This window comes from Micromonospora sp. NBC_00858 (assembly GCF_045207365.1).
GTDB lineage: Bacteria > Actinomycetota > Actinomycetes > Mycobacteriales > Micromonosporaceae > Micromonospora.
Genome location: NZ_CP108828.1, coordinates 5736064 through 5756093, shown reverse-complemented (window position 1 = coordinate 5756093; position 20030 = coordinate 5736064). Strand labels below are relative to the sequence as shown.

At 73.6% G+C, this 20030-nt stretch carries 18 protein-coding genes and 1 riboswitch; of the genes, 9 read left to right on the top strand and 9 right to left on the bottom strand.

Going from position 1 to position 20030, the window contains the following annotated elements:
- Positions 1 to 30 precede the first annotated feature (30 nt).
- Positions 31 to 768: a carbonic anhydrase gene (locus OG990_RS26820; RefSeq protein ID WP_406077553.1), complete on the top strand. Its 738-nt coding sequence runs from the start codon at positions 31 to 33 to the stop codon at positions 766 to 768.
- 55 nt (positions 769 to 823) lie between these two features.
- Here OG990_RS26820 and OG990_RS26815 read toward each other — a convergent pair whose 3' ends face one another.
- Positions 824 to 1843, bottom strand: coding sequence for a hypothetical protein (locus tag OG990_RS26815; protein WP_355602086.1), 1020 nt, complete (start codon positions 1841 to 1843; stop codon positions 824 to 826).
- A gap of 3 nt (positions 1844 to 1846) precedes the next feature.
- A riboswitch (cyclic di-AMP (ydaO/yuaA leader) is annotated at positions 1847 to 1978 on the bottom strand.
- Between the two features lie 166 nt (positions 1979 to 2144).
- Positions 2145 to 3533, bottom strand: coding sequence for a YibE/F family protein (locus OG990_RS26810; RefSeq protein WP_406077552.1), 1389 nt, complete (start codon positions 3531 to 3533; stop codon positions 2145 to 2147).
- 311 nt (positions 3534 to 3844) lie between these two features.
- On the opposite strand from OG990_RS26810, the gene OG990_RS26805 reads away from it, so the two are divergent.
- Positions 3845 to 5932, top strand: a complete 2088-nt coding sequence (locus tag OG990_RS26805) for a copper-translocating P-type ATPase (protein WP_406077551.1) — start codon at positions 3845 to 3847, stop codon at positions 5930 to 5932.
- Positions 5933 to 5938: 6 nt separating this feature from the next.
- Here OG990_RS26805 and OG990_RS26800 read toward each other — a convergent pair whose 3' ends face one another.
- Complete coding sequence (locus OG990_RS26800) at positions 5939 to 6235, bottom strand: metal-sensitive transcriptional regulator (RefSeq protein WP_328422960.1); 297 nt, start codon at positions 6233 to 6235, stop codon at positions 5939 to 5941.
- A gap of 154 nt (positions 6236 to 6389) precedes the next feature.
- Here OG990_RS26800 and OG990_RS26795 point away from each other — a divergent pair, with 154 nt between their 5' ends.
- From OG990_RS26795 to OG990_RS26765, 7 genes are all read left to right on the top strand, one after another.
- Complete coding sequence (locus OG990_RS26795; protein ID WP_386985490.1) at positions 6390 to 6599, top strand: heavy-metal-associated domain-containing protein; 210 nt, start codon at positions 6390 to 6392, stop codon at positions 6597 to 6599.
- 16 nt (positions 6600 to 6615) lie between these two features.
- A complete protein-coding gene (locus OG990_RS26790) occupies positions 6616 to 7587 on the top strand; it encodes a hypothetical protein (protein ID WP_406077550.1) in 972 nt (323 codons plus the stop codon).
- Between the two features lie 11 nt (positions 7588 to 7598).
- Entirely contained in the window at positions 7599 to 9866 is a 2268-nt protein-coding gene (locus tag OG990_RS26785; protein ID WP_406077549.1) for a heavy metal translocating P-type ATPase, read from the top strand.
- Between the two features lie 84 nt (positions 9867 to 9950).
- On the top strand, positions 9951 to 10124 hold the full coding sequence (locus tag OG990_RS26780; protein WP_252416040.1) for a CsbD family protein: 174 nt from the start codon (positions 9951 to 9953) through the stop codon (positions 10122 to 10124).
- Between the two features lie 165 nt (positions 10125 to 10289).
- Positions 10290 to 10637, top strand: a complete 348-nt coding sequence (locus tag OG990_RS26775; protein ID WP_355602098.1) for an ArsR family transcriptional regulator — start codon at positions 10290 to 10292, stop codon at positions 10635 to 10637.
- The gene (locus tag OG990_RS26770; RefSeq protein ID WP_386985483.1) at positions 10634 to 10912 is read left to right on the top strand and encodes a hypothetical protein; all 279 of its coding nucleotides are present in this window, start codon (positions 10634 to 10636) and stop codon (positions 10910 to 10912) included. Before OG990_RS26775 ends, OG990_RS26770 begins: the two co-directional genes overlap by 4 nt.
- Before the next feature lie 125 nt (positions 10913 to 11037).
- Positions 11038 to 12513 carry an alpha/beta hydrolase gene (locus OG990_RS26765; protein ID WP_406077548.1) on the top strand — a complete coding sequence of 492 codons (1476 nt, stop codon included), beginning with the start codon at positions 11038 to 11040 and terminating at the stop codon, positions 12511 to 12513.
- 128 nt (positions 12514 to 12641) lie between these two features.
- On the opposite strand, the gene OG990_RS26760 is transcribed toward OG990_RS26765, so the two are convergent.
- The 6 genes from OG990_RS26760 to OG990_RS26735 all read right to left on the bottom strand — a co-directional run bounded on the left by OG990_RS26760 (position 12642) and on the right by OG990_RS26735 (position 20026).
- Positions 12642 to 13895: an RNA polymerase sigma factor gene (locus OG990_RS26760; RefSeq protein WP_406077547.1), complete on the bottom strand. Its 1254-nt coding sequence runs from the start codon at positions 13893 to 13895 to the stop codon at positions 12642 to 12644.
- Entirely contained in the window at positions 13892 to 14248 is a 357-nt protein-coding gene (locus OG990_RS26755) for a YciI family protein (RefSeq protein ID WP_328426259.1), read from the bottom strand. Before OG990_RS26755 ends, OG990_RS26760 begins: the two co-directional genes overlap by 4 nt.
- A 148-nt stretch (positions 14249 to 14396) precedes the next feature.
- On the bottom strand, positions 14397 to 15656 hold the full coding sequence (locus OG990_RS26750; protein ID WP_406077546.1) for a DUF2786 domain-containing protein: 1260 nt from the start codon (positions 15654 to 15656) through the stop codon (positions 14397 to 14399).
- A gap of 521 nt (positions 15657 to 16177) precedes the next feature.
- Positions 16178 to 16438, bottom strand: coding sequence for a hypothetical protein (locus OG990_RS26745; protein WP_406077545.1), 261 nt, complete (start codon positions 16436 to 16438; stop codon positions 16178 to 16180).
- A 277-nt stretch (positions 16439 to 16715) separates the two neighbouring features.
- Complete coding sequence (locus tag OG990_RS26740) at positions 16716 to 17861, bottom strand: CaiB/BaiF CoA transferase family protein (RefSeq protein ID WP_406077544.1); 1146 nt, start codon at positions 17859 to 17861, stop codon at positions 16716 to 16718.
- Positions 17858 to 20026 carry a 3-hydroxyacyl-CoA dehydrogenase NAD-binding domain-containing protein gene (locus OG990_RS26735; RefSeq protein WP_406077543.1) on the bottom strand — a complete coding sequence of 723 codons (2169 nt, stop codon included), beginning with the start codon at positions 20024 to 20026 and terminating at the stop codon, positions 17858 to 17860. The genes OG990_RS26740 and OG990_RS26735 overlap by 4 nt, the downstream gene beginning before the upstream one ends.
- Between the last annotated feature and the right edge of the window lie 4 nt (positions 20027 to 20030).

Genomic DNA, 20030 nt, shown 5'->3' with positions numbered 1-20030 from the left:
GCAGGTCAAACGCGTGAGACGAGGTGCGGGATGAGTAGTCCCGGTACACCCGGCGGTAAGCCGGGTCCGCAGCGGGCCACCGACCGGGCGCCGGCGCTCACCGAGCCGGCCCGGGCGTACGCCGAGCTGGCCGCCGGCAACCGGCGCTTCGTCAGCGGCGCCCCGCGCCACCCCAACCAGGACGCCGGGCACCGGGCGGCGGTCGCCGACGGACAGCACCCGTTCGCGGTGATCGTCGGCTGCTCCGACTCCCGACTGGCCGCCGAGATCATCTTTGACCGGGGGCTGGGCGACCTCTTCGTGGTCCGCACGGCCGGGCACACGACCGGCCCGGAGGTGCTGGGCAGCGTGGAATACGCGGTGACCGTGCTCGGCACCCCGCTGGTGGTGGTGCTCGGCCACGACTCCTGCGGTGCGGTCCAGGCGGCCCGGGAGGCAGCCGCCACCGGCACCCCGCCCCGGGGGCACCTGCGTGCCGTGGTCGACGCCGTGCTGCCCAGCCTGCGTCGCGCCGAGGCCGAGGGGGTGGACGACATCGACGGCATCGTCGACATCCACATCGCGCAGACCGTCGAGGCGCTGCTCGGCCAGTCGCCCGTGCTGGCAGCCGAGGTGGCGCAGGGGCGCTGCGCGGTGGTGGGGGTGTCGTACCGGCTCGCCGCCGGCGCGGTGCGCCCGGTGGCCGCCGTGCCGGCTACCGCCACGGCGCTCGACGTACCGACCGGGCCCAGCACGGCGGCCAGCCCGACCGCGCCCGCCGCCGCCTGACGCGACGAGGGCCGCCCCGCGACGCGGGACGGCCCTTCGACGGGTGGACATGCGGTCAGAGCATCGACATGTGTACGTGGTCGGTGTGGTTCGACGGCCCGCTGTACGACTTCCAGCCGGTCGCCGGGAACCAGATCTGTCGGTTCCAGATCACGTAGTAGATGCCGAGCCGGTCGGCGTTGCGGATGAGGAACGCGGCCACGTTGTTGCCGTACGTCCGGGTGTCCTCGTTGTGCCACGGGCTGAAGCCGCTCTTCTGCAACGACCAGTCGCAGGCGCGGCCCTTCGGGTGCTCCCACGGCCCGCCGGAGCGGTAGCAGCCGACGAACCGGTTGAAGCCGGCCCGCTTGACCTCCTTGTACGCGTGCAGCGTGCGCGGGGTGACGCAGCCGGAGGTGGTGGGGTCGTTCTCGCTGCACGACTCGGACTTCCAGTCACCGTCGGCGGTCCGGTTGGGGCCGATCCGGGCGACCGGTGAGGTCGCCGACACCAGGCCGCCGGTGAAGCCCTTCCCACCGACCAGCGCGAGCGCCTTGTCGGCGTCGCGCTTCTCCTTCGCCATCAGGGCGGTCTGCTTCTGCTGCTCGCGGACCTCCGCGTCGAGGGCCAGCTTGGCCTGCTCGGCGCGGGACTTCACCGTGTTGACCTCGGAGAGCTTCTTCTCGTTGACCATGTTCATCTCGTCGAGCACCGCGGCGCGCTGGACGAACGAGTCGGGGGCGTCGCTCTCCAACAGCATCGCGATCGCGCCGATCCGGCCGGTCCGGTACGACTGGGCGGCGATCTGCCCGACCTGGGGGGCCAGCTTCTCCAACTCCGCGTTGGCCCGGTCGACCTCCGCCGCCAGCTCAATCTGCCGCTTCTTGGACTTGTCCAACTTGGACTTGGCGGCGGAGTAGTCGCGGTTGGCCTTCTCGATCACGTCGTTGAGCAGCGCGGGCTCGCCGTCCTCCTCGTGCCCGGACGGTGTGGGGGTCGTCGGGGCGGCGTGCGCCGGGAGGGGGCCGGCGAGCACGGTCAGTGCGGCGATCACGGCCACCACGGGTGTCAACCAGCGGCGTAGGGGTGCCGTCACAATATTCCCTTCCGTCGACCGCCGACCGGGTTAGCTGACGGGTTCGGGGCGGAAGTGGCCCCTACCGCTGACGCGGATTCACCCCACGTGCCTGGGTCCCCGGCTCGCCAGCTGGCGATTGGGCGGTGGCACCGCAGGCGCTGCGTCGCGCCTTCAGCGGTAACCGGCAGCGAGGTTACCCGAGAGTCGACCGGCTGAGCTACGTCCAGATGCCGACTAAAAGCGTCATTTCGCCATGGCGCTGAGTGACCAGTGACGCGGTTCTCAGGGCGGATGCCCCACCTCGTCACGCTGAGGAGTGTCACCATGCCGTCTCCGTGCTCCTGTCCGGCTCGTGCCACCGGTCGGTGGCGGTGGTTGGGGGTGTGGCCCGCGCCGGATCGGGTCCGGTTGGGTCGGGTCGACCCGTGCGCGGTGAGCTGAGTGCGGCCAGTGCCTCCGCGCGGTCCGGCCTGGGTCGCTCGGCGGGCGGCTCGGCGGCCGGGTCGGCGGGCAGCTCGGCACCCGACCGGCCGGCTGCGGTCACCACGGCGGCCAGTCCGGTGGTCAGCGGTACGGCTGCGATGAGGCCGAGCGTGGCGACCGCGCTGCGGACGATCTCCTGCGCGAGGAACTCGCTGGTCAGGATCTGCCCGAGCGGCCGCGAGTCGGCGGTGAGCAGGAGCAGTAGCGGCAGTGAGGCGCCCGCGTACGCCAGCACGATGGTGTTGACGGTGGAGGCGATGTGCGCCCGGCCGACTCGGGTGGCCGCCCGGTAGAGCTGCAACCGGGTCAGCCCGGGGTTGGCGTTCGCCAGCTCGGTGACGGTGGCCGCCTGGGTGACCGTCACGTCGTCGAGGACCCCGAGCGAGCCGATGATGATCCCGGCGAGCAGCAGGCCGTGCAGGTCCACGTTGGCCTGGAACATCGACAGCGTGGTGGCGTCCTCGCTGCCGAAGCCGGTGAGGTGGGTGGCGGCGGTGGCGATGGTGGCGAGCACGCCGGTCAACACCAGGCTGCCCAGGGTGCCGAGCACCGCGACCGAGGTCTGCGCGGTGACCCCGTGCGTCAGGTAGAGCACCACGAACATGATCAGGGCGGCGCCGACCACCGCCACCAGCAGCGGTGATCGGCCAGCGCCGATCCCCGGGAGCACGAAGGTGAGCAGGATGGCGAAGCTGGCGGCCAGCCCAGCCAGCGCGGCCAGGCCCCGCCACCGGCCGAACGCGACGATCGCGGCGGCGAAGACCACCGCCAGCCAGACCAACGGCGTGCCGCGCTGGTGCTCCGCGATGTTCCAGCTGCTGGCGACGGGATCGGCCGGATCGGTCAGCTCGACCAGGATGACCTCGTCACCGACCTCGACCCGGGGTGCGCCGGGTCCGTCCGGCACCGGCGTCTGGACCTGCTGGCCGGCAGCTGGCCCGTCGGCCACCCGGACGTCCACGGTGCCGCACAGCCCGGCCCCGGCGTCCGGCGTGCCCTCGGGACTCGGTGCGGCCGGCGGGCACGGCTCGGTCACCACCCGGGTCACCGTGCCGTGGTAGCGCGGCACGTCCGTGCCCCCGGCGGTCTGCGGCGACCCGTCGCGTGGCCAGAGCACCACCGCGGCGAGCACGGTGGCGACGAAGAGCGGTACCACGGTCGCGATGAGGATCCGTCGTACCCGGGGCGGGGCGGACGGAGTGGAACGGCTGTGGTCGGAACCCAATGCGAGACTCCCAACGATCCGGTGCGGGGTACGTGCCGGCGGGCCGGTCGGTTCACCGCCGCCGCGGGAATGCGGCGACGGGCATGACGAATCGCTGGGTGGCGACATGACGGCTACGGACGGTGAGTGCTCGGCGCGGTCGACCGGAGGCGACGCCACATCGTGGCGGCGTCGGCGCCCGACTGCGTAGCGAGGTCCGGAGGGCCATCGTGGGAAATGCTAGCCAGCCCGACCCGCGGACGCAGGTTGTGGCGGGGTGTCGCGCGGTCGAACCGCCCGCACGGCGGTGACCGGACCGGCATGTTGGAGTCATGTCCGCTCCGTCACAGCCCGAGCCCGACCGTCCCGGCAGTCACCAGCAGCACGCCGGGTCCGCCGGGCCGAAGCAGCAGGACGAGCACGCCGGGCATGACAAGCACGCCGGGCACGACCCGGCGATGTTCCGCCGTCGGTTCTGGGTCTGCCTGGTGCTCACCGTCCCGGTGGTGCTGACGAGCGACCTGGTGCTGGACCGGCTCGGCCTCCGGCTGGACGTACCGGGGCGCTCCTGGGTCGGGCCGGTGCTCGGCTCGGTTGTGTTCTGGTGGGGTGGCTGGCCGTTCCTGGTCGGTGCGGTCCGCGAGGTGCGGGACCGGGCGCCGGGCATGATGCTGCTGGTCGCGATGGCGATAACCGTCGCCTACACCGCGTCGCTGGCCACCAGCCTGGGAGCCTTCGACCTGGACTTCTGGTGGGAGCTGGCCGCGCTGGTCACCATCATGCTGCTCGGGCACTGGCAGGAGATGAAGGCCATCGGGCAGGCCCGGGGCGCACTCGCGGCGCTGGCCGCACTGCTGCCCGACGAGGCCGAGCAGGTGACGGCGGACGGGCGGGTCGAGGCGGTGTCGGTGGCCGAGCTGCGGATCGGCGATGTGGTGCTGGTCCGGCCCGGGGGCCGAGTACCGGCGGACGGCCGGATCGTGGACGGCGGCGCCGAGCTGGACGAATCGATGATCACCGGCGAGTCGCGTCCGGTCGCCCGGTCGGCAGGGGACCGGGTGGTGGCCGGCACCGTCGCCACCGACTCGGCGATCCGGGTCCGCGTCGAGGCGCTGGGTGAGCAGACCGCGCTCGCCGGCATCCAGCGGATGGTCGCGCAGGCGCAGCGCTCCGGCGGGCGGGCACAACTGCTGGCTGACCGGTTCGCCGCCGCGCTGTTCTACGTGGCCACCGGCACCGCGGTGCTGACCGTGCTGGTCTGGACCGCGCTCGGCGAGCCGGACGAGGCGGTGGTCCGCGCGGTCACCGTCCTGGTGATCGCCTGCCCGCACGCGCTCGGTCTGGCCATCCCGCTGGTCGTCGCGCTCTCCACCGCGCTGGCCGCGCGATCCGGGATCCTGGTCAAGGACCGGTTGGCGCTGGAGCGGATGCGGACCGTGGCCGTGGTGCTCTTCGACAAGACCGGCACCCTGACCCGGGGTGAGCACGCGGTCACCGACGTGGTGACGGTGTCCGGCGTCGGGCGGGACGAGGTGCTGCGGATCGCGGCCGGCGTGGAATCCGACAGCGAGCATCCGCTGGCCCGGGCGATCGTGGCGGCGGCCGGACGCGCCGGCCCGACCCGGGCCGCCGGGTTCCGGTCGCTGCCGGGTCGCGGCGTGCAGGCCACCATCGACGGTACGGAGTACGCGGTGGGCGGGCCGGCGCTGCTGCGGGAGCTGGGCCTGTCGCTTCCGGCCGAGTTGGACGCGGCGACCGGGCGATGGTCGGCGCGGGGTGCCGCCGTGCTGCACCTGGTACGGCTGCCGGACACGGTGCTTGGCGCGTTCGCACTGACCGACGAGGTGCGTCCGGAGGCCCGTCAGGCCATCGTCGAGCTGCGCACCGAGGGCGTCCGGACCATCGCCATGATCACCGGTGATGCCCGACCGGTAGCCGAGGCGGTGGCCGCCGACCTCGGCTTCCGGCCCGGCGTCGACGAGGTCTTCGCCGAGGTGCTGCCGGCCGAGAAGGACGACCGGGTTGCCGAACTCCAGCGGCGGGGGTTGACCGTGGCGATGGTCGGCGACGGGGTGAACGACGCCCCGGCGTTGGCTCGTGCCGACGTGGGCATCGCGATCGGCGCGGGCACCGATGTCGCGATCGAGTCCGCCGGGGTGGTGCTGGCGTCGTCGGACCCGCGCGGGGTCGGTGCCGTGGTCCGGCTCTCCCGGGCGTCGTACCGCAAGATGCGGCAGAACCTGGCCTGGGCGGCGGGCTACAACGTGGTGACGCTGCCGCTGGCGGCCGGTGTGCTGGCCTGGGCGGGGGTGGCGTTGAGCCCGGCGCTGGCGGCGGTGCTGATGTCCGCGTCCACCATCGTGGTGGCGCTCAACGCCCAGTTGCTGCGCCGGGTACGCCTCGCCCCGGAGCCCGGCTGAGAGCCCTCAGCCGCGCTTCATCAGCCGGCCGACCGCCGCCATCATCTCGGAGGCCATCTCGTCGGCCCTGCCCTCGGCCGCTCCTTCGTGCATGCAGTGCCGGGCGTGCCCGTCGAGCAGGCCCAACGCCACCTTGTCCAGGGCGGCCTGGATCGCGGAGATCTGGGTGAGCACGTCGATGCAGTAACGGTCCTCGTCGACCATCTTCTCGATGCCACGGACCTGCCCCTCGACGCGGCGGAGCCGCGTGAGCAACTGGTCCTTGCTGGCGGTGTATCCGCGGATCGGGGTGGGTGTGGTCATGACGACCAGGATAGCGTACCCCGGGGGGGTATGGTACGTTCGTCTCCTGCCACGATACCCCAACCGGGTACCGGTACAGGCAAAGGCGGAGGTCCGTCTCCAGATTACCCCCGGGGGGTATAGGCTCGGAGGCGGCAGAGGGGAGATCAGTCCGATGGTCAACACGACGTACCAGGTGCAGGGCATGACCTGTGGGCACTGCGTCAGCGCGGTCAGCGCCGAGGTGGGCGCCATCACGGGGGTGAGCGACGTCCAGGTCGACCTTGCCACCGGCCGGGTCACCGTCAACAGCGACCAGCCACTGGACGTGGAAACCGTCCGGGCCGCCGTCGACGAGGCCGGCTACAACCTCGTCGACGCCTGATCCCGGGGAGCCCGACATGAACACGGTGACCAGACTGGGCGGGTTCGCCCTCGGCCTCGCAGCGGTCTTCGGCGCGGCGTACGGGATCGGCCAGGTGGCCGGCCCCGCCGCCCCGGTTGCCGAGAGTCGGCACGACGGCGGAGCCGCCCACGAGGCGGACTCAGCGGGCCACGGGGAGGCGGTCGACCGGTTCCCCGGCGGGCTGCTCGTCTCCGACCAGGGCTACACCCTCGAACCGGTCGCCGCCCCGGCAGGCGAGTTCGCCTTCCGGATCGGCGGCCCGGACGGCAAGCCGGTGACCCGGTACGACGTGGCGCACGACAAGCAGATGCACCTGATCGTGGCTCGACGGGACCTGTCCGGCTTCCGCCACGTGCACCCCGACCTGGCCCCGGACGGCACCTGGCGGGTCGCCACCCCGCTGGCTGGCCCCGGGCAGTGGCGGGCGTTCGCCGACTTCACCCCGACCGGGGGCGAGCCGCTGACCCTTGGTGTGGACGTGACCGTCCCCGGAGCGCTGACCGAGCGACCGCTGCCCGCCCCGGCGACCAGCACCACCGTCGACGGCTACACGGTCACCCTGACCGGCGCGCCGCAGCCCGGCCGCACCTCACCGCTGACCCTGACCGTCAGCCGGGACGGGCAGCCGGTCACCGACCTGGAGCCCTACCTGGGCGCGTACGGGCACCTGGTGGCACTGCGCCGGGGCGACCTGGCGTACCTGCACGTGCACCCGGACGGGGTGCCCGGCGACGGGCGGACCCCACCCGGCCCGGCCGTCACCTTCCTCGCCGAGGTGCCCTCGGCCGGTACGTACCGGCTCTACCTCGACTTCCGGCACGGCGGAGCGGTGCACACCGCCGAGTTCACCGTCGTGGCCGGCACCCCGACGACCGGCACCCCGCCGACCGGTGGCGAGCCCACCCCGAGCGGGCCCGCACCGACCGGTGGCACCGACCACGGCACCCCCGGCCACGGGCACAACTGACGGGAATGACGATGACCACCACCAGCAGCAGACCGCTGCCCGAGGCGCCGAACCGGATCGAGCTGGCGATCGCCGGGATGACCTGCGCCGCCTGCGCCGCCCGGATCGAGAAGAAGCTGAACCGGATGGACGGGGTCAGCGCCACCGTCAACTACGCCACCGAGAAGGCCACCGTCCGGTACGACGACGGCGTCACGCCGGACGACCTGATCGACACGGTCCGGAAGACCGGTTACAGCGCCGCGCTTCCGCCCCCGCCGGCCGCCGCCGGGCCGACCGAGCAGCCGGTGGACGCGCTGCGCGGGCCGCGTACCCGGCTCTGGGTTTCGGTGGCGCTCAGCGTGCCGGTGATCCTGCTGGCCATGGTCCCGGCCTGGCAGTTCGACTACTGGCAGTGGCTGTCGCTGACCCTGGCCGCCCCGGTGGTGGTCTGGGGTGGGCTGCCCTTCCACCGGGCCGCCTGGACCAACCTGCGGCACGGCGCGGCGACCATGGACACCCTGGTCTCGCTCGGCACCCTCGCCGCGTTCGGTTGGTCGCTCTGGGCGCTCTTCCTCGGCGACGCGGGGATGCCCGGGATGACGCACCCGTTCCGCTTCGACATCACCCGCACCGACGGCGCCGGCAACATCTACCTGGAGGCGGCCGCCGGGGTGACGGTGTTCATCCTGGCCGGCCGCTACTTCGAGGCCAGGTCCAAGCGGACCGCCGGCGCCGCCCTGCGCGCCCTGCTCGAACTCGGCGCCAAGGAGGTGGCGGTGCTGCGCGACGGGGTGGAGACCCTGATCCCGGTGGAGCAGCTCGCCGTCGGCGATCGGTTCGTGGTCCGCCCCGGCGAGAAGATCGCCACCGACGGGGTGGTCGACGAGGGCACCTCGGCCGTCGACGCCAGCATGCTCACCGGCGAGTCGGTGCCGGTCGAGGTCGGCCCGGGCGACACCGTGGTGGGCGCCACCGTCAACGCGGGCGGCCGGCTGGTCGTCACCGCCACCCGGGTCGGCGGGGACACCCAGCTCGCCCGCATGGCGGACCTGGTCGAGCAGGCGCAGAGCGGCAAGGCCGCCGTGCAGCGGCTGGCGGACCGGATCTCGGGCGTCTTCGTGCCGATCGTCATCACGCTCGCCGCGGGCACCCTCGGCTGGTGGCTCGGCACCGGGGCCGGGCCGACCGCTGCCTTCACCGCGGCGGTGGCCGTGCTGATCATCGCCTGCCCGTGCGCGCTCGGCCTGGCCACGCCGACCGCGCTGCTGGTCGGCACTGGCCGGGGCGCCCAGCTCGGCGTGCTGATCAAGGGGCCGGAGGTGCTGGAGTCGACCCGGCGGGTGGACACCGTGGTGCTGGACAAGACCGGCACCGTGACGACCGGCCGGATGACCCTGGTGGACGTGGTGCCGGCGGCCGGGGAGGACCGTGCCGAGCTGCTCCGGCTCGCCGGGGCGGTGGAGGCCGCCTCCGAGCACCCGATCGCCCGGGCGGTCGCCGCAGGCGCCGCCGACGCCGGGGCGCTGCCCCCGGTGACCGGCTTCGTCAACCTCGAAGGGCTGGGCGTGACCGCCACCGTCGACGGGCGGGCGGTGCTGATCGGCCGACTCCGGCTGCTGCGGGAGCGCGGGCTCGACGTACCGCCGGAGATCGAGCAGGCGGTCACCGACGCGGAGGCCGCCGGCCGGACGGCGATCCTCGCCGGCTGGGACGGGCGGGCTCGGGGCGTGCTCGCGGTCGCCGACGTGGTCCGGCCGACCAGCCGGGCGGCCGTGGCCCGGCTGCGCGCCCTGGGGCTCACCCCGGTCCTGCTGACCGGGGACAACGTCACCGTGGCCCGGGCGGTCGCCGCCGAGGTGGGCGTGGACGAGGTGATCGCGGAGGTGCTGCCGGCCGGCAAGGTCGACGTCGTCAAACGGCTCCAGGCCGAGGGTAGGTCGGTGGCGATGGTCGGCGACGGGGTCAACGACGCCCCGGCGCTGGCCCAGGCCGACCTGGGCCTCGCCATGGGCACCGGCACCGACGTGGCGATCGAGGCGTCCGACCTCACCCTGGTCCGCGGTGACCTGGACGCCGCGGTGGACGCCATCCGGCTGTCCCGGCGCACGCTCGGCATCATCCGGGGCAACCTGTTCTGGGCGTTCGGGTACAACGTGGCGGCCCTGCCGTTGGCTGCCGCCGGGCTGCTCAACCCCATGATCGCGGGCGCCACGATGGCCTTCTCCTCGGTCTTCGTGGTGGCCAACAGCCTGCGCCTGCGCCGGTTCCGTTCGGCAGCCGGCGGTGACGGGTTGTGACGTTCCTCGGATCGTAAATGGTTGGGCCGTCCGTGGCGGGGGTACTGCTGATGGCGTAGCGACGCTCGCAATGGAGGTTCGCAAATGGGTATCGACGACAAGATCAACAACGCCAGCGAGGACGCGGCCGGCAAGATCAAGGAAGGCGCCGGCCGGGCCACCGACAATGAGCGCCTCGAGGCCGAGGGTCGCAATGACCAGGCCGGGGCCAAGCTCAAGCAGGCGGGCGAGAAGATCAAGGACGCCTTCAAGAGCTGACGTACGACGCACTCCACACGCCGGGCCGGTGATCGATCACCGGCCCGGCGTGCTGTCTGTCCGACCCCGTGTGGTGACCCTGAGATCCCCCTGATCCCGTCCGGAACCCCTGGCCTCCGTGCGCCATCACCCGCTAACTTCTGTTCGCATGTGCAAGGGCTGGTTATGAGTGCTGGTCCGCCGCCGACCGGCGACGACCTGGTCCGGGTGCTGGCCACCCTGGCCAACCCGCACCGGCTGCGGATCGTCGCGGCGCTGGCTCGCGAGCGCGCCTACGTCAGCGGGCTGGCCCGGCAACTGGGCATCAGCCGGGCGCTGTTGCAGGTCCACCTACGGAAGCTGGCGGCGGCCGGGCTGGTCACCGCCAGCATGGAGTTGTCGGAGGACGGAAAGGCCATGAACTACTACGAGGTGGAGCCGTTCGTGCTCACACTCACCCCCGAGATCATCGCGGCGGCGGTCGAGACGCTGACCGTGCCCGACTCGGCCGAGCAGCCCGGAGCGGACCGATGACCGGGATGAGCGACCACGACTGGACCGAAGTGGTCGGCGCGATCGGCATCTTCGCCCTGCTGATCACCGTGTTCGCGGTAACCGTCGTCCAGATCTCCAAGACCCGACGGGCCCGGCTCGAATCGGCCCGCTCGGACGACTACCGCCGGCTCGCCGAGACCGCCGCCCAGGCGCAGGCGGAGAACTCCCGTCTGCTCGCGGCGCTGGACGGCCGGCTGGGCGGAATGGAATCCCGGATGACCACACTCGAACGCGTCCTGCGCGAGGTCGACTGACCCCGGCGGACCAGAGACCCCGGGCCGTCGAGCGGCTACTCGACGGCCCGGATGGAAGTAGCACCACCTCGCCCAGTGGGCGAGTTCTTCCCGGTGACGCTCCTTCGAGGAGAGGACAGCACTTGATGCTGCGTGTACGCAAATCCGCCGTCGGCTGGGCGGTCGCCCTGGCCATCACGGCCACCGCCCTGGCCCCGGCCAGCCCGGCCACCGCCCGACCCCAACCGCCGCCGAGCATCGACTGGCAGCCGTGCCCCAAGGACGCCACCGCCGAGTGCGGCACTCTGTCGCTGCCGGTGGACTGGCGCCAGCCCCGGGGGGAGCGGTTCGACCTGGCGCTGGCCCGCCGGGTCGCCACCGATCCGGCCGCCCGCACCGGCACCCTGGTGTTCGGTCCTGGTGGGCCGGGCGACAGCGGAGTCGACCGGGTGGTGACCGGCAGTTCACGGTTCAGCGCCGAGCTGCGCCGCCGGTTCGACATCGTCAGCTTCGACCCACGCGGCACCGGCCGCAGCCACCCGGTGATCTGCTCCAGGGACCTGCTCGCCCGGCAACCGCAACTGATCGCCGACCAGGCTCAGTTCGACGCCACGCTGGCCAACAACGCGCTGCTGCGCGCCGACTGCCGGGCCCGCACCGGGCCGCTCTACGACCACGTGGACACCACCAGTGCCGCCCGCGACCTCGACGCGGTCCGCGCCGCGCTGGGCGAGCGGCGGCTGACCTTCCACGGCAGCTCGTACGGCACCCTGCTCGGCACCCGGTACGCCGAGCTGTTCCCCGACCGGGTCCGGGCCGTGGTGCTGGAGGCCGCGATGGACCACAGCGTCGACACCCGCGCCTTCCTCGACACCCAGGCGGTCACCACGGAAGGCGCGTTCGACGAGTTCGTGGCCTGGTGTGCCGGGTCCACCGGCTGCCTGCTCAACGGGCGGGACGTCCGTGCGGTCTGGGCAGGGTTGCACGGCCGGGCCGAGCGTGGCGCGCTGACCGACCCGGACCGAGGTGGGGCCGTGTTGCCCCCGTTCGAGCTGAGCCGCCTCGCCCACCGGAAGCTCTACGAGACGCGGTGGTGGCCGGAACTGGCCGAGTGGATCGTGAAACTGGAGGCCGCCACCACCACGCCGAGCGTCGGCCCGCCGGCCGCCACGCCGACGGACGATGCCGTGGCTCCGTACCCCTTCGCGGTCTTCTGCCAGGACTGGAGCCTGCCCGTCCGCGACTACCGCGAGTACGCCGGACACCTGGGCCGGATGGCCCGGCTCGCTCCCGACCTGCGCTACCCGCCGGCCCTGTTCGCCCTCGTCACCTGCCTGGGCACCCCGACGCCGGTCGCCAACCCGCAGCACCGCCTGCGGGTACGCACCGACGTGCCGATGCTGATCGCCGCCACCGTGCACGACCCCGCCAGCGGCTACAACTGGGCCACCAACGTGGCGCGACAACTGGGTAGGCACGGCGTGCTGCTCACCTACCAGGGGTGCGGGCACGGCAGCTACACCACCAGCCCGTGCGTGGGGCAGGCCGTTGACTCCTACCTGATCGACGGAGTGGTGCCCGGCCCCGGCACCCGCTGCCCGGCCATCGAGCCCGAGGTGTGACCGTGCGCCGTCGCCGTCGGGTGGTCAGCTCCGCCCGACGGCCGGCGGCGTGACCGCCGGCTGGGAGACCGGCAGTCCGGGCGGGTCGACGACGGCCGGACCAACCGCACCGCTGGCCACCGCCGGCCTCATCGGTGCCCCGCCAGTCGGGCGGCCCGCAGCTCCAGGTACCGCTGCTCGGGCAGGCTGGTGGTGCCCCGCGCCGCCGCCAGGTACGCGTCACGCGCCGCGCCGGGCTCACCGGCCAGCTCCAGCAGGTGGGCCCGGACTGCGGCGAGCCGGTGGTGCCCGGCGGTGCGCTCGTCGGCATCCAAGGGTGTGAGCAGGGCCAGCCCGGCCAATGGCCCGTCCACCATGGCCACCGCCACCGCCTGGTTGAGGGTGACCATCGGGTTCGGTGCGATCCGGGCGAGCAGCCGGTAGAGCGCGACGATCTGCGGCCAGTCCGTCACCGCCGCCGTCGGCGCCTCGGCGTGCACCGCGGCGATCGCCGCCTGGAGCTGGTACGGGCCGGGCGGCGACCAGGTCAACGCCTCGGTGATCAGCGCGATCCCCTCCGCGATGGCCGCCCGGTCCCAGAGTGTGCGGTCCTGCTCGGCCAGCGGCACCAACTCCCCGTCCGGGCCGACCCGGGCCGCCCGGTGCGCGTCGGTGAGCAGCATCAGCGCCAGCAGTCCGGCCACCTCGCCCTCGTCCGGCAGCAGCCCGTGCAGGATGCGGGCCAGCCGGATCGCCTCGCCGGTGAGTTCGGCCCGGTGCAGGTCCGGCCCGCTGGACGCGGTGTACCCCTCGTTGAAGATCAGGTAGAGCACCCGGAGCACCGTGCGCAGCCGCTCGTGCCGCTCATCCGGTGCGGGCATGGTGAACCGGGCGCCGGCGACCTCGATCCGCTGTTTGGCCCGGCGGATCCGCTGCCTCATCGTCGCCTCCGGCACCAGGTGCGCCCGGGCGATCTGTGCGGTGCTGAGACCGCCGACCGCGCGCAGGGTGAGCGTCACCTGCGCCGTGGGGGTCAGCGCCGGGTGGCAGCAGAGGAACAGCAGGGTGAGCGTGTCGTCGGCGTCCGCCACCGCCGGCTCCGCGTCGGCCGCCGGCGCCACCCCGGCGTACGCCGGCTCGCGCAACGCCACCGCCACCTCGCGGTCCCGGCGGGCGCTCTCGCTGCGCCACTCGTCGGTGAGCCGGCGGGTGGCGACGGTGAGCAGCCAGGCGCGGGGATTGTCCGGTACGCCCTGGCCGGGCCACTGCGTGGCGGCGGCGAGCAGCGCCTCCTGGACCGCGTCCTCGCACCGGTCGAACTGGCCGTGCCGACGGACCAGCAGGCCGAGGAGCTGCGGCGCGAGCGTGCGCAGCAGCTCCTCGACCGTCCGGTCCTCGGTCACATCTCCGTCCCGGCCTGGTTCATGATCGGGCGAACCTCCATGGCGCCGCCGAAGCGCACGTCCGGCCAGCGGGCGGCGATCTCGGCGGCCCGCTCGGGGGTGTCGCAGTCGACGGTCAGGTAACCGGCGAACTGCTCCTTGCTCTCCATGAACGGCCCGTCGATGACCTCCGGGTGGCCGCCAGCGAGCCGGACCGTCAACGTCTGCGACGGGTTGGCGAGCGCCTGCCCGTCGACCAGCTCGCCGGTCTCGGTCAGCTCCTTCATGATCTCGTCGACCTCGCCGAACAGGACGGTGCGCTCCCGCTCGGACAGCTCCTCGGTGAAGCCGGGCCGGTTCCAGATCAGCAGCATGTACTTCACGGCGATGCTCCTCAGGTCCTGGTCGCGCCCCGGCCGGGGCGCGGCTCACCGGAGGGTCGGAACCGAAACTCCGTTCCCTACCGACTACCGAAGAACATCGCAGAATTTTTTCGACGGTGGCGGTCCCACACCGGGCGGGTCAGCGCGGGTCGGGCCGGCCGGGTACCTGTCGGGGTGGTGGTCGCCCGCCGCCGACGTCCAGCGACGCCCGGTCGGCGGCAGAGGTGCCGGACGACCAGCCCTCGGCGTCGCGGACGCTGAGGCGGTGCCGGGTGACGCCGGGGAAGAGCGTGTCCAGGCGCTCCCGGACCGCCTCGCCGCGTGCCGCGAGCACCGGTAGCAGCCGCTCCGGGCCGGCCGTCTCGGCCGCCGCCCGGTCCGCCGCGTCGGTGGCCGCCCGTAGCCGCTCGCCGATCCGCAGCGCGAACGCGTTGAGGAAGGACTCGTCCCAGACGCGGGTCCGCCGCCCGGCCCCGGGCCGGCGCTCGGCCCGTCCGCGCAGCATCGCGGCGGTGGCCTGGACCAGCAGCGAGGTGTACAGCAACTCTACCGCCACCAGGTCGGCCGGCCAGCCCAGCACGGTGGCGAAGCCGAGGTCGGCGGACCAGACCGCCTCGCACCGGTTCGCCGCCGCCACCTCCTGCACCAGGAGCGCCTTGGCCCCCGCGTACGGGGATTCGGTGCCGAGCCGCACCCCGCCGGGCAGGTCGCCACGATCGGCCCCGGCGGCCAGCAGCGCCTCGTCGATGCTGTGCCGGGCGATCAGCTCCTGTGCCTTGCCGGTCAACGCCTCGGCCTCGGCCGGGAAGGTGGTCGACTCGGCCTTGGCCAGCAGCGCCCGTACCCGGTCGAGCATCGGTGACCCACTGCGGGCCCGGCCGGCCGGTCGGCTGGCGGCCGCCGCGCCGGTCGTGCCGGGTGGCGGGCGCAGCACCGCGATGGGCGGCAGGCTCTCCACCAGCACCAGGGTGTCCACCGCCACGCGTAGCGCGTCGACGCGGTCCAGCCCTTCCCGGGCCGACCAGCCGGCCAGCATGCCACGGTCGTCGTCCCACCAGACCTCGACAGCCAACTCGCCCAGCTGCTCGTCCCACCAGTCCGGGACCGGCCCGGCCTGGTCGCGCCGCTGGGCGGCCATCGCGTCCCGGACCAGCCGGGCCTGGCGTGCTCCGAGCCGTCGGGTGGTGAGCCGGTCCAGGTCCACCGGCTGCCAGCCGCGTGGCCAGAGCCGCCCCACGCTGCGGACCAGGCGACGCAGCAGCGCCACGTCCACCGCCGCCGTGCCGTCCGCCGCGCCGGTGCCGACCATCAGCCGGTCCAGCTGCCGTTCGGCCTGGCGTACGTCGGTGCCGCGCACCGCTGCGAGCGCGTCGGCGACGAGTTCCTCTGCGTCCGGCACGGGCACCTCCTTCTCGGGTTCCGCTGCCGGCGAGGCTTCCGGCCCGACCCCAGCTCCATGATCATGCCGTTAGCCGGGTCGGAGGCGCGAAACGGGGATGTTGTCGCCCGCGGACGGCAAGCACCGCGTGATCAACACGAGGTCAGGGAAGTCGTGGCATCCGGCCAGGTCGGACCCCCCGATGTCGCCGATCTCGTGTCGATCTTGGTCGGTGCCGTGCCGCGCGGACCAGGGCGATCAGCTCGGCGGCGTGCAGCAGCCCGTCGGAGAGCAGCGCCACAAGCACCCTCCCGCTCGGCCTCACCGATCGGGACCCGGCGGCGTTCCGCTCCGCCGCCCAGCTCATGTACTACGGCGGCGACGTAGCGGAGCTCCTGCTGGCCATCGCCCTCTTCGCCACCTGGTACCACCGCCCCACCCACCCCCGGTCGGCCCGACCACCTCGGTTGATCAAGAGGTTTGCGTCACGAAAAGGCGCTTCCTTGACGCAAACCTCTTGATCAACCCCGAGGGCCCGGGGGTTAGGCGCGCGCTGTTAGGGCGGTGGAGAGGTGGGTTAGGAATGCGCGGATGTTCTCCTCGCTGTGGTGTGTCTCGGCCTCGTCGTTGAGTGGGCCAGGGTGGCGCAGCGCCTGATCGAGCGCATCGAGCGTCTCAATCCGGTCGCCCGGGTAGAGGCTGCCGGTCACCCCGTCGGCGACCCGGGTCACCACCGTGTCGTCAAGCGTCTGGTCGAACTGGATCCCGTAGAGGATTCCGTTGACGTGGCCCTTCCAACTCATGCTTGTCGACTCCCCTGAAAGAACTGGCTGCCGTCCTCGCCAGACTGGGCGGCGGCGATGAGCGTCGCCAGTTTGGCAGCGCGGGTGGGATGGGCGTGGCCGTCCAGGCGACGCGGCCCGCCAGGTGCTCGACGAACGCCGGGTGCCCGGCCCGGTTCTGGGTGTCCAGGCCGGGCGGGCGGCGTTGTGCAGGATGGCCCGCAGCCGGTCGTACTCGGCGCGCGGCACGGCCGGCGACAGTGCGCGGCCGCCGGGCGGGCCCGTGGCCCGCCGGGGCTCACTGCCAGTCGGTGAGGATCGTGTCGACCGGCAGGACGTCCCGCTCCGGGTCCGGTGCTGGGGTTGGCTGGCCGGTCGGCGTCCGGTCGAAGCGGGGTGCCGCGGCCGGCTGGATCTCGCCGCCCACGTCGACGAAGGTGCCCCGGGCGGCGTTGTGCGGATGCCGGTGTGCCTCGCGGGGGGCGAGCACCGGCGCGACGCAGGCGTCCAGGTCGGCGAAGACGGCCGTCCACTCGTCGCGGGTCCGCTCGGCGAAACGCTCGGTGAAGCGCCGGCGCAGCCCGTCCCAGCCGCTCGGGTCGTACTGGGCGGGCAGGTCCGCCTCGTCGGCGAGGCCGAGGCCGGTCAGCAGCTCGGCGTAGAAGGCCGGCTCCATCGCGCCGACGGCCATGAAGCCGCCGTCGGCGGTGCGGTACGTGTCGTAGAACGGCGCCCCGCCGTCGAACATGTTGTGTCCGCGCGGCGCGGCCCACAGGCCGGTGCTGAGCAGCCCGTGCAGGAACGCGGTGAGCAGCGCCGAGCCGTCCACCATCGCCGCGTCGACCACCTGGCCGGCACCGGAGCGTTCCCGTTCCAGCAGCGCGGCCAGCACTCCCACGGCGAGCAGCATGCCGCCCCCGCCGAAGTCGCCGAGCAGATTCATCGGCGCGTACGGGCGCTCGCCGGCCCGACCCAGTGGCTCCAGCGCACCGGCCACCGCGATGTAGTCGATGTCGTGCCCGGCGCGGGGCGCCAGCGGCCCGTCCTGGCCCCAGCCGGTCATCCGCGCGTACACCAGCCGGGGGTTGCGGGCCTGGCAGACCTCGGGCCCGAAGCCCAGCCGCTCGGCCACGCCCGGCCGGTACGCCTCGACCAGAACGTCCGCCCGCTCGACCAGGCGCAGCAGGTCCGCCACCCCGGTCGGGGACTTCAGGTCCAGCGCGGTGACCCGCCGGCCGCGCTGCAACGGCCCGCCGGTCGGCGCGGCCAGCCGCCCCGCACCCGGGCCGCCCGGCCGGTCCACCCGCACCACGTCCGCGCCGAGGTCGGCGAGCACCATGCAGCCGAATGGCGCCGGGGCCAGGCTGGCCAGCTCGACCACCCGCACCCCGGCCAGCGGCCCGCCGCGCGCAGACCCGCCCGCCGGCTCGTTGGACGCCGTCATGCGGCGCTCACTGTTTCGGCGGGGCGGGTGGCCGAGGCGGCGAGCCGGTCGGCCAGGTCGTCGGGGGGCGTGAACCGGTCGCCGTAGCGGGCGGCCAGCTCGGTGGCGCGGGCCGCGAAGCCGCCCGGGCCGCCCGCGTACTGCCGGACGTAGCGGATCACCCCGCCGGTCCAGGCCGGGAAGCCGATGCCGAAGATCGAGCCGATGTTGGCGTCGGTCTCGGTCCGCAGCACCCCCTCGTCGAGGCAGCGCAGCGCGTCGAGCGCCTCGGCGAAGAGCATCCGCTCCTGGAGATCGGTGAACGGCACGGCACGGCCCGCGTCGGTGGTCAGGTCGGCGAGACCGGTCCACAACCGGCCCCGGGTGCCGTCGTCGTACCCGTAGAAGCCGCGCCCGGCGGCACGCCCCGGCCGGTCGTACGCGTCGACCAGCTCGTCCACGAGCCGGTGCGCCGGCAGTGGCAGGAAGCCTTCGCCGGCCGCCTCGAACTGTCGACGGATCCGCTGGATCAGGGTGAGGCTCACCTCGTCGGCCAGCGCCAGCGGCCCGGTCGGGTAGCCGGCCTGCAGGGCGGCCTGCTCCACCGAGGCGGCCGGCACCCCCTCGGCGACCATGCCGACCGCCTCGTCGATGAACCGGCCGATCACCCGGCTGGTGAAGAAGCCCCGGCCGTCGTTGACCACGATCGGGGTCTTGCCGATCCGCCGGCCCAGGTCGAACGCCCGGGCCAGCGCGGTGTCGCTGGTCCGCTCGCCGACCACGATCTCCAGCAGCGGCATCCGGTCCACCGGGGAGAAGAAGTGCATGCCGATGAAGTCGTCCGGCCGGTCCACCCCGGCGGCCAGACCGGTGATCGGCAGGGTGGAGGTGTTGGAGGCGAGCAGCGCGTCCGGCGCCAGCACCGGCAGCACCTCGGCGAAGACCGTCCGCTTCAGCGCCGGGTCCTCGAAGACCGCCTCGATCACCGCGTCGCAGCCGGCCAGCGCGTCCACCTGGTCGGTGGTGGTGATCCGGTCCAGCACGGCCCGGGCGTCGGCCTCCGTCGCGCGGCCCTTGCGGACCTTCCGGGCCAACAGCCGCTCGGCGTGCTCCCGGGCCCGGCCCGCGGCCTCCGGCGAGACATCCCGGACCACCACGTCCAGCCCGGCGCTGGCGCAGGCGTACGCGATGCCCGCGCCCATCATGCCGGCGCCGAGCACCGCCACCCGGCGTACCGGGGAGACGGTGACTCCGGACGGTCGGGCCGCCCCGCCGTTGACCGCCTTCAGGTCGAAGAAGAACGCGCCGATCATGTTCTTGGCGACCTGCCCGGTGAGCAGGCCGATCAGGTGCCGGGTCTCCACGGTGAACGCGGTCTCCAGATCGACCTGCGCCCCCTCGACGGCGGTCGCCAGGATCGCCTCGGGTGCGGGCAGCCGGGCCCCTTTGAGCTGCTTGCGCAGGGTCGCCGGGAAGGCCGGCAGCTGGGCGGCCAGCGACCGGCTGGCCGGGCTGCCGCCGGGCATCCGGTAGTCCGGTCGATCCCACGGCTGGGCCGGGTGAGGGTTGGTGGCGATCCAGGCGCGGGCCCGGTCCTGCATCTCCTCCGGGGTGGCCACCACCTCGTCCACCAGCCCGGCGGCCAGCGCGTCGGCCGGGCGCATCCGCCGGCCGGTGAGCAGCACCGTGGTCAACGCCCCGGCCAGGCCGAGCATCCGTACCGTCCGGGTGACGCCGCCAGCGCCGGGCAGCAGCCCCAGGGTCACCTCGGGCAGCCCGAGTCGGCTGCCGGGCGCGTCCAGCGCGACCCGGTGGTGGCAGGCGAGCGCGATCTCCAGGCCGCCGCCGAGCGCCGAGCCGTTGACTGCGGCGACCACGGGCCGGCCCAGCGTCTCCAGCCGGCGCAGGTCCCGCTTGATGATGCCGAGCAGCTCGGCCAGCGCGGGCGCGTCGGCGCGGGTCGCCCGGACCATCTCCGGCAGATCGCCGCCGGCGAAGAAGGTCGACTTCGCGCTGGTCACGATGACCCCGGTCAGATCGTCGCGCTCGGCCTCCAACCGATCCAGTACCGCGCTCATCGACGCGGCGTACGCCCGGTTCATGGTGTTGGCGGACTGGTCGGGGTCGTCCAGGGTGAGCGTGACGATGCCGTCGGCGCCGCGGTCGTACCGGATGGTGTCGGTCATGGTC

Coding starts and splice junctions, on each gene's coding strand:
- OG990_RS26820 (WP_406077553.1), top strand. CDS start 31: ATGAGTAGTCCCGGTACACCCGGCGGTAAGCCGGGTCCGCAGCGGGCC.
- OG990_RS26805 (WP_406077551.1), top strand. CDS start 3,845: ATGTCCGCTCCGTCACAGCCCGAGCCCGACCGTCCCGGCAGTCACCAG.
- OG990_RS26800 (WP_328422960.1), bottom strand. CDS start 6,235: ATGACCACACCCACCCCGATCCGCGGATACACCGCCAGCAAGGACCAG.
- OG990_RS26795 (WP_386985490.1), top strand. CDS start 6,390: ATGGTCAACACGACGTACCAGGTGCAGGGCATGACCTGTGGGCACTGC.
- OG990_RS26790 (WP_406077550.1), top strand. CDS start 6,616: ATGAACACGGTGACCAGACTGGGCGGGTTCGCCCTCGGCCTCGCAGCG.
- OG990_RS26785 (WP_406077549.1), top strand. CDS start 7,599: ATGACCACCACCAGCAGCAGACCGCTGCCCGAGGCGCCGAACCGGATC.
- OG990_RS26780 (WP_252416040.1), top strand. CDS start 9,951: ATGGGTATCGACGACAAGATCAACAACGCCAGCGAGGACGCGGCCGGC.
- OG990_RS26775 (WP_355602098.1), top strand. CDS start 10,290: ATGAGTGCTGGTCCGCCGCCGACCGGCGACGACCTGGTCCGGGTGCTG.
- OG990_RS26770 (WP_386985483.1), top strand. CDS start 10,634: ATGACCGGGATGAGCGACCACGACTGGACCGAAGTGGTCGGCGCGATC.
- OG990_RS26765 (WP_406077548.1), top strand. CDS start 11,038: ATGCTGCGTGTACGCAAATCCGCCGTCGGCTGGGCGGTCGCCCTGGCC.
- OG990_RS26755 (WP_328426259.1), bottom strand. CDS start 14,248: ATGCTGCTGATCTGGAACCGGCCCGGCTTCACCGAGGAGCTGTCCGAG.
- OG990_RS26745 (WP_406077545.1), bottom strand. CDS start 16,438: ATGAGTTGGAAGGGCCACGTCAACGGAATCCTCTACGGGATCCAGTTC.
- OG990_RS26740 (WP_406077544.1), bottom strand. CDS start 17,861: ATGACGGCGTCCAACGAGCCGGCGGGCGGGTCTGCGCGCGGCGGGCCG.
- OG990_RS26735 (WP_406077543.1), bottom strand. CDS start 20,026: ATGACCGACACCATCCGGTACGACCGCGGCGCCGACGGCATCGTCACG.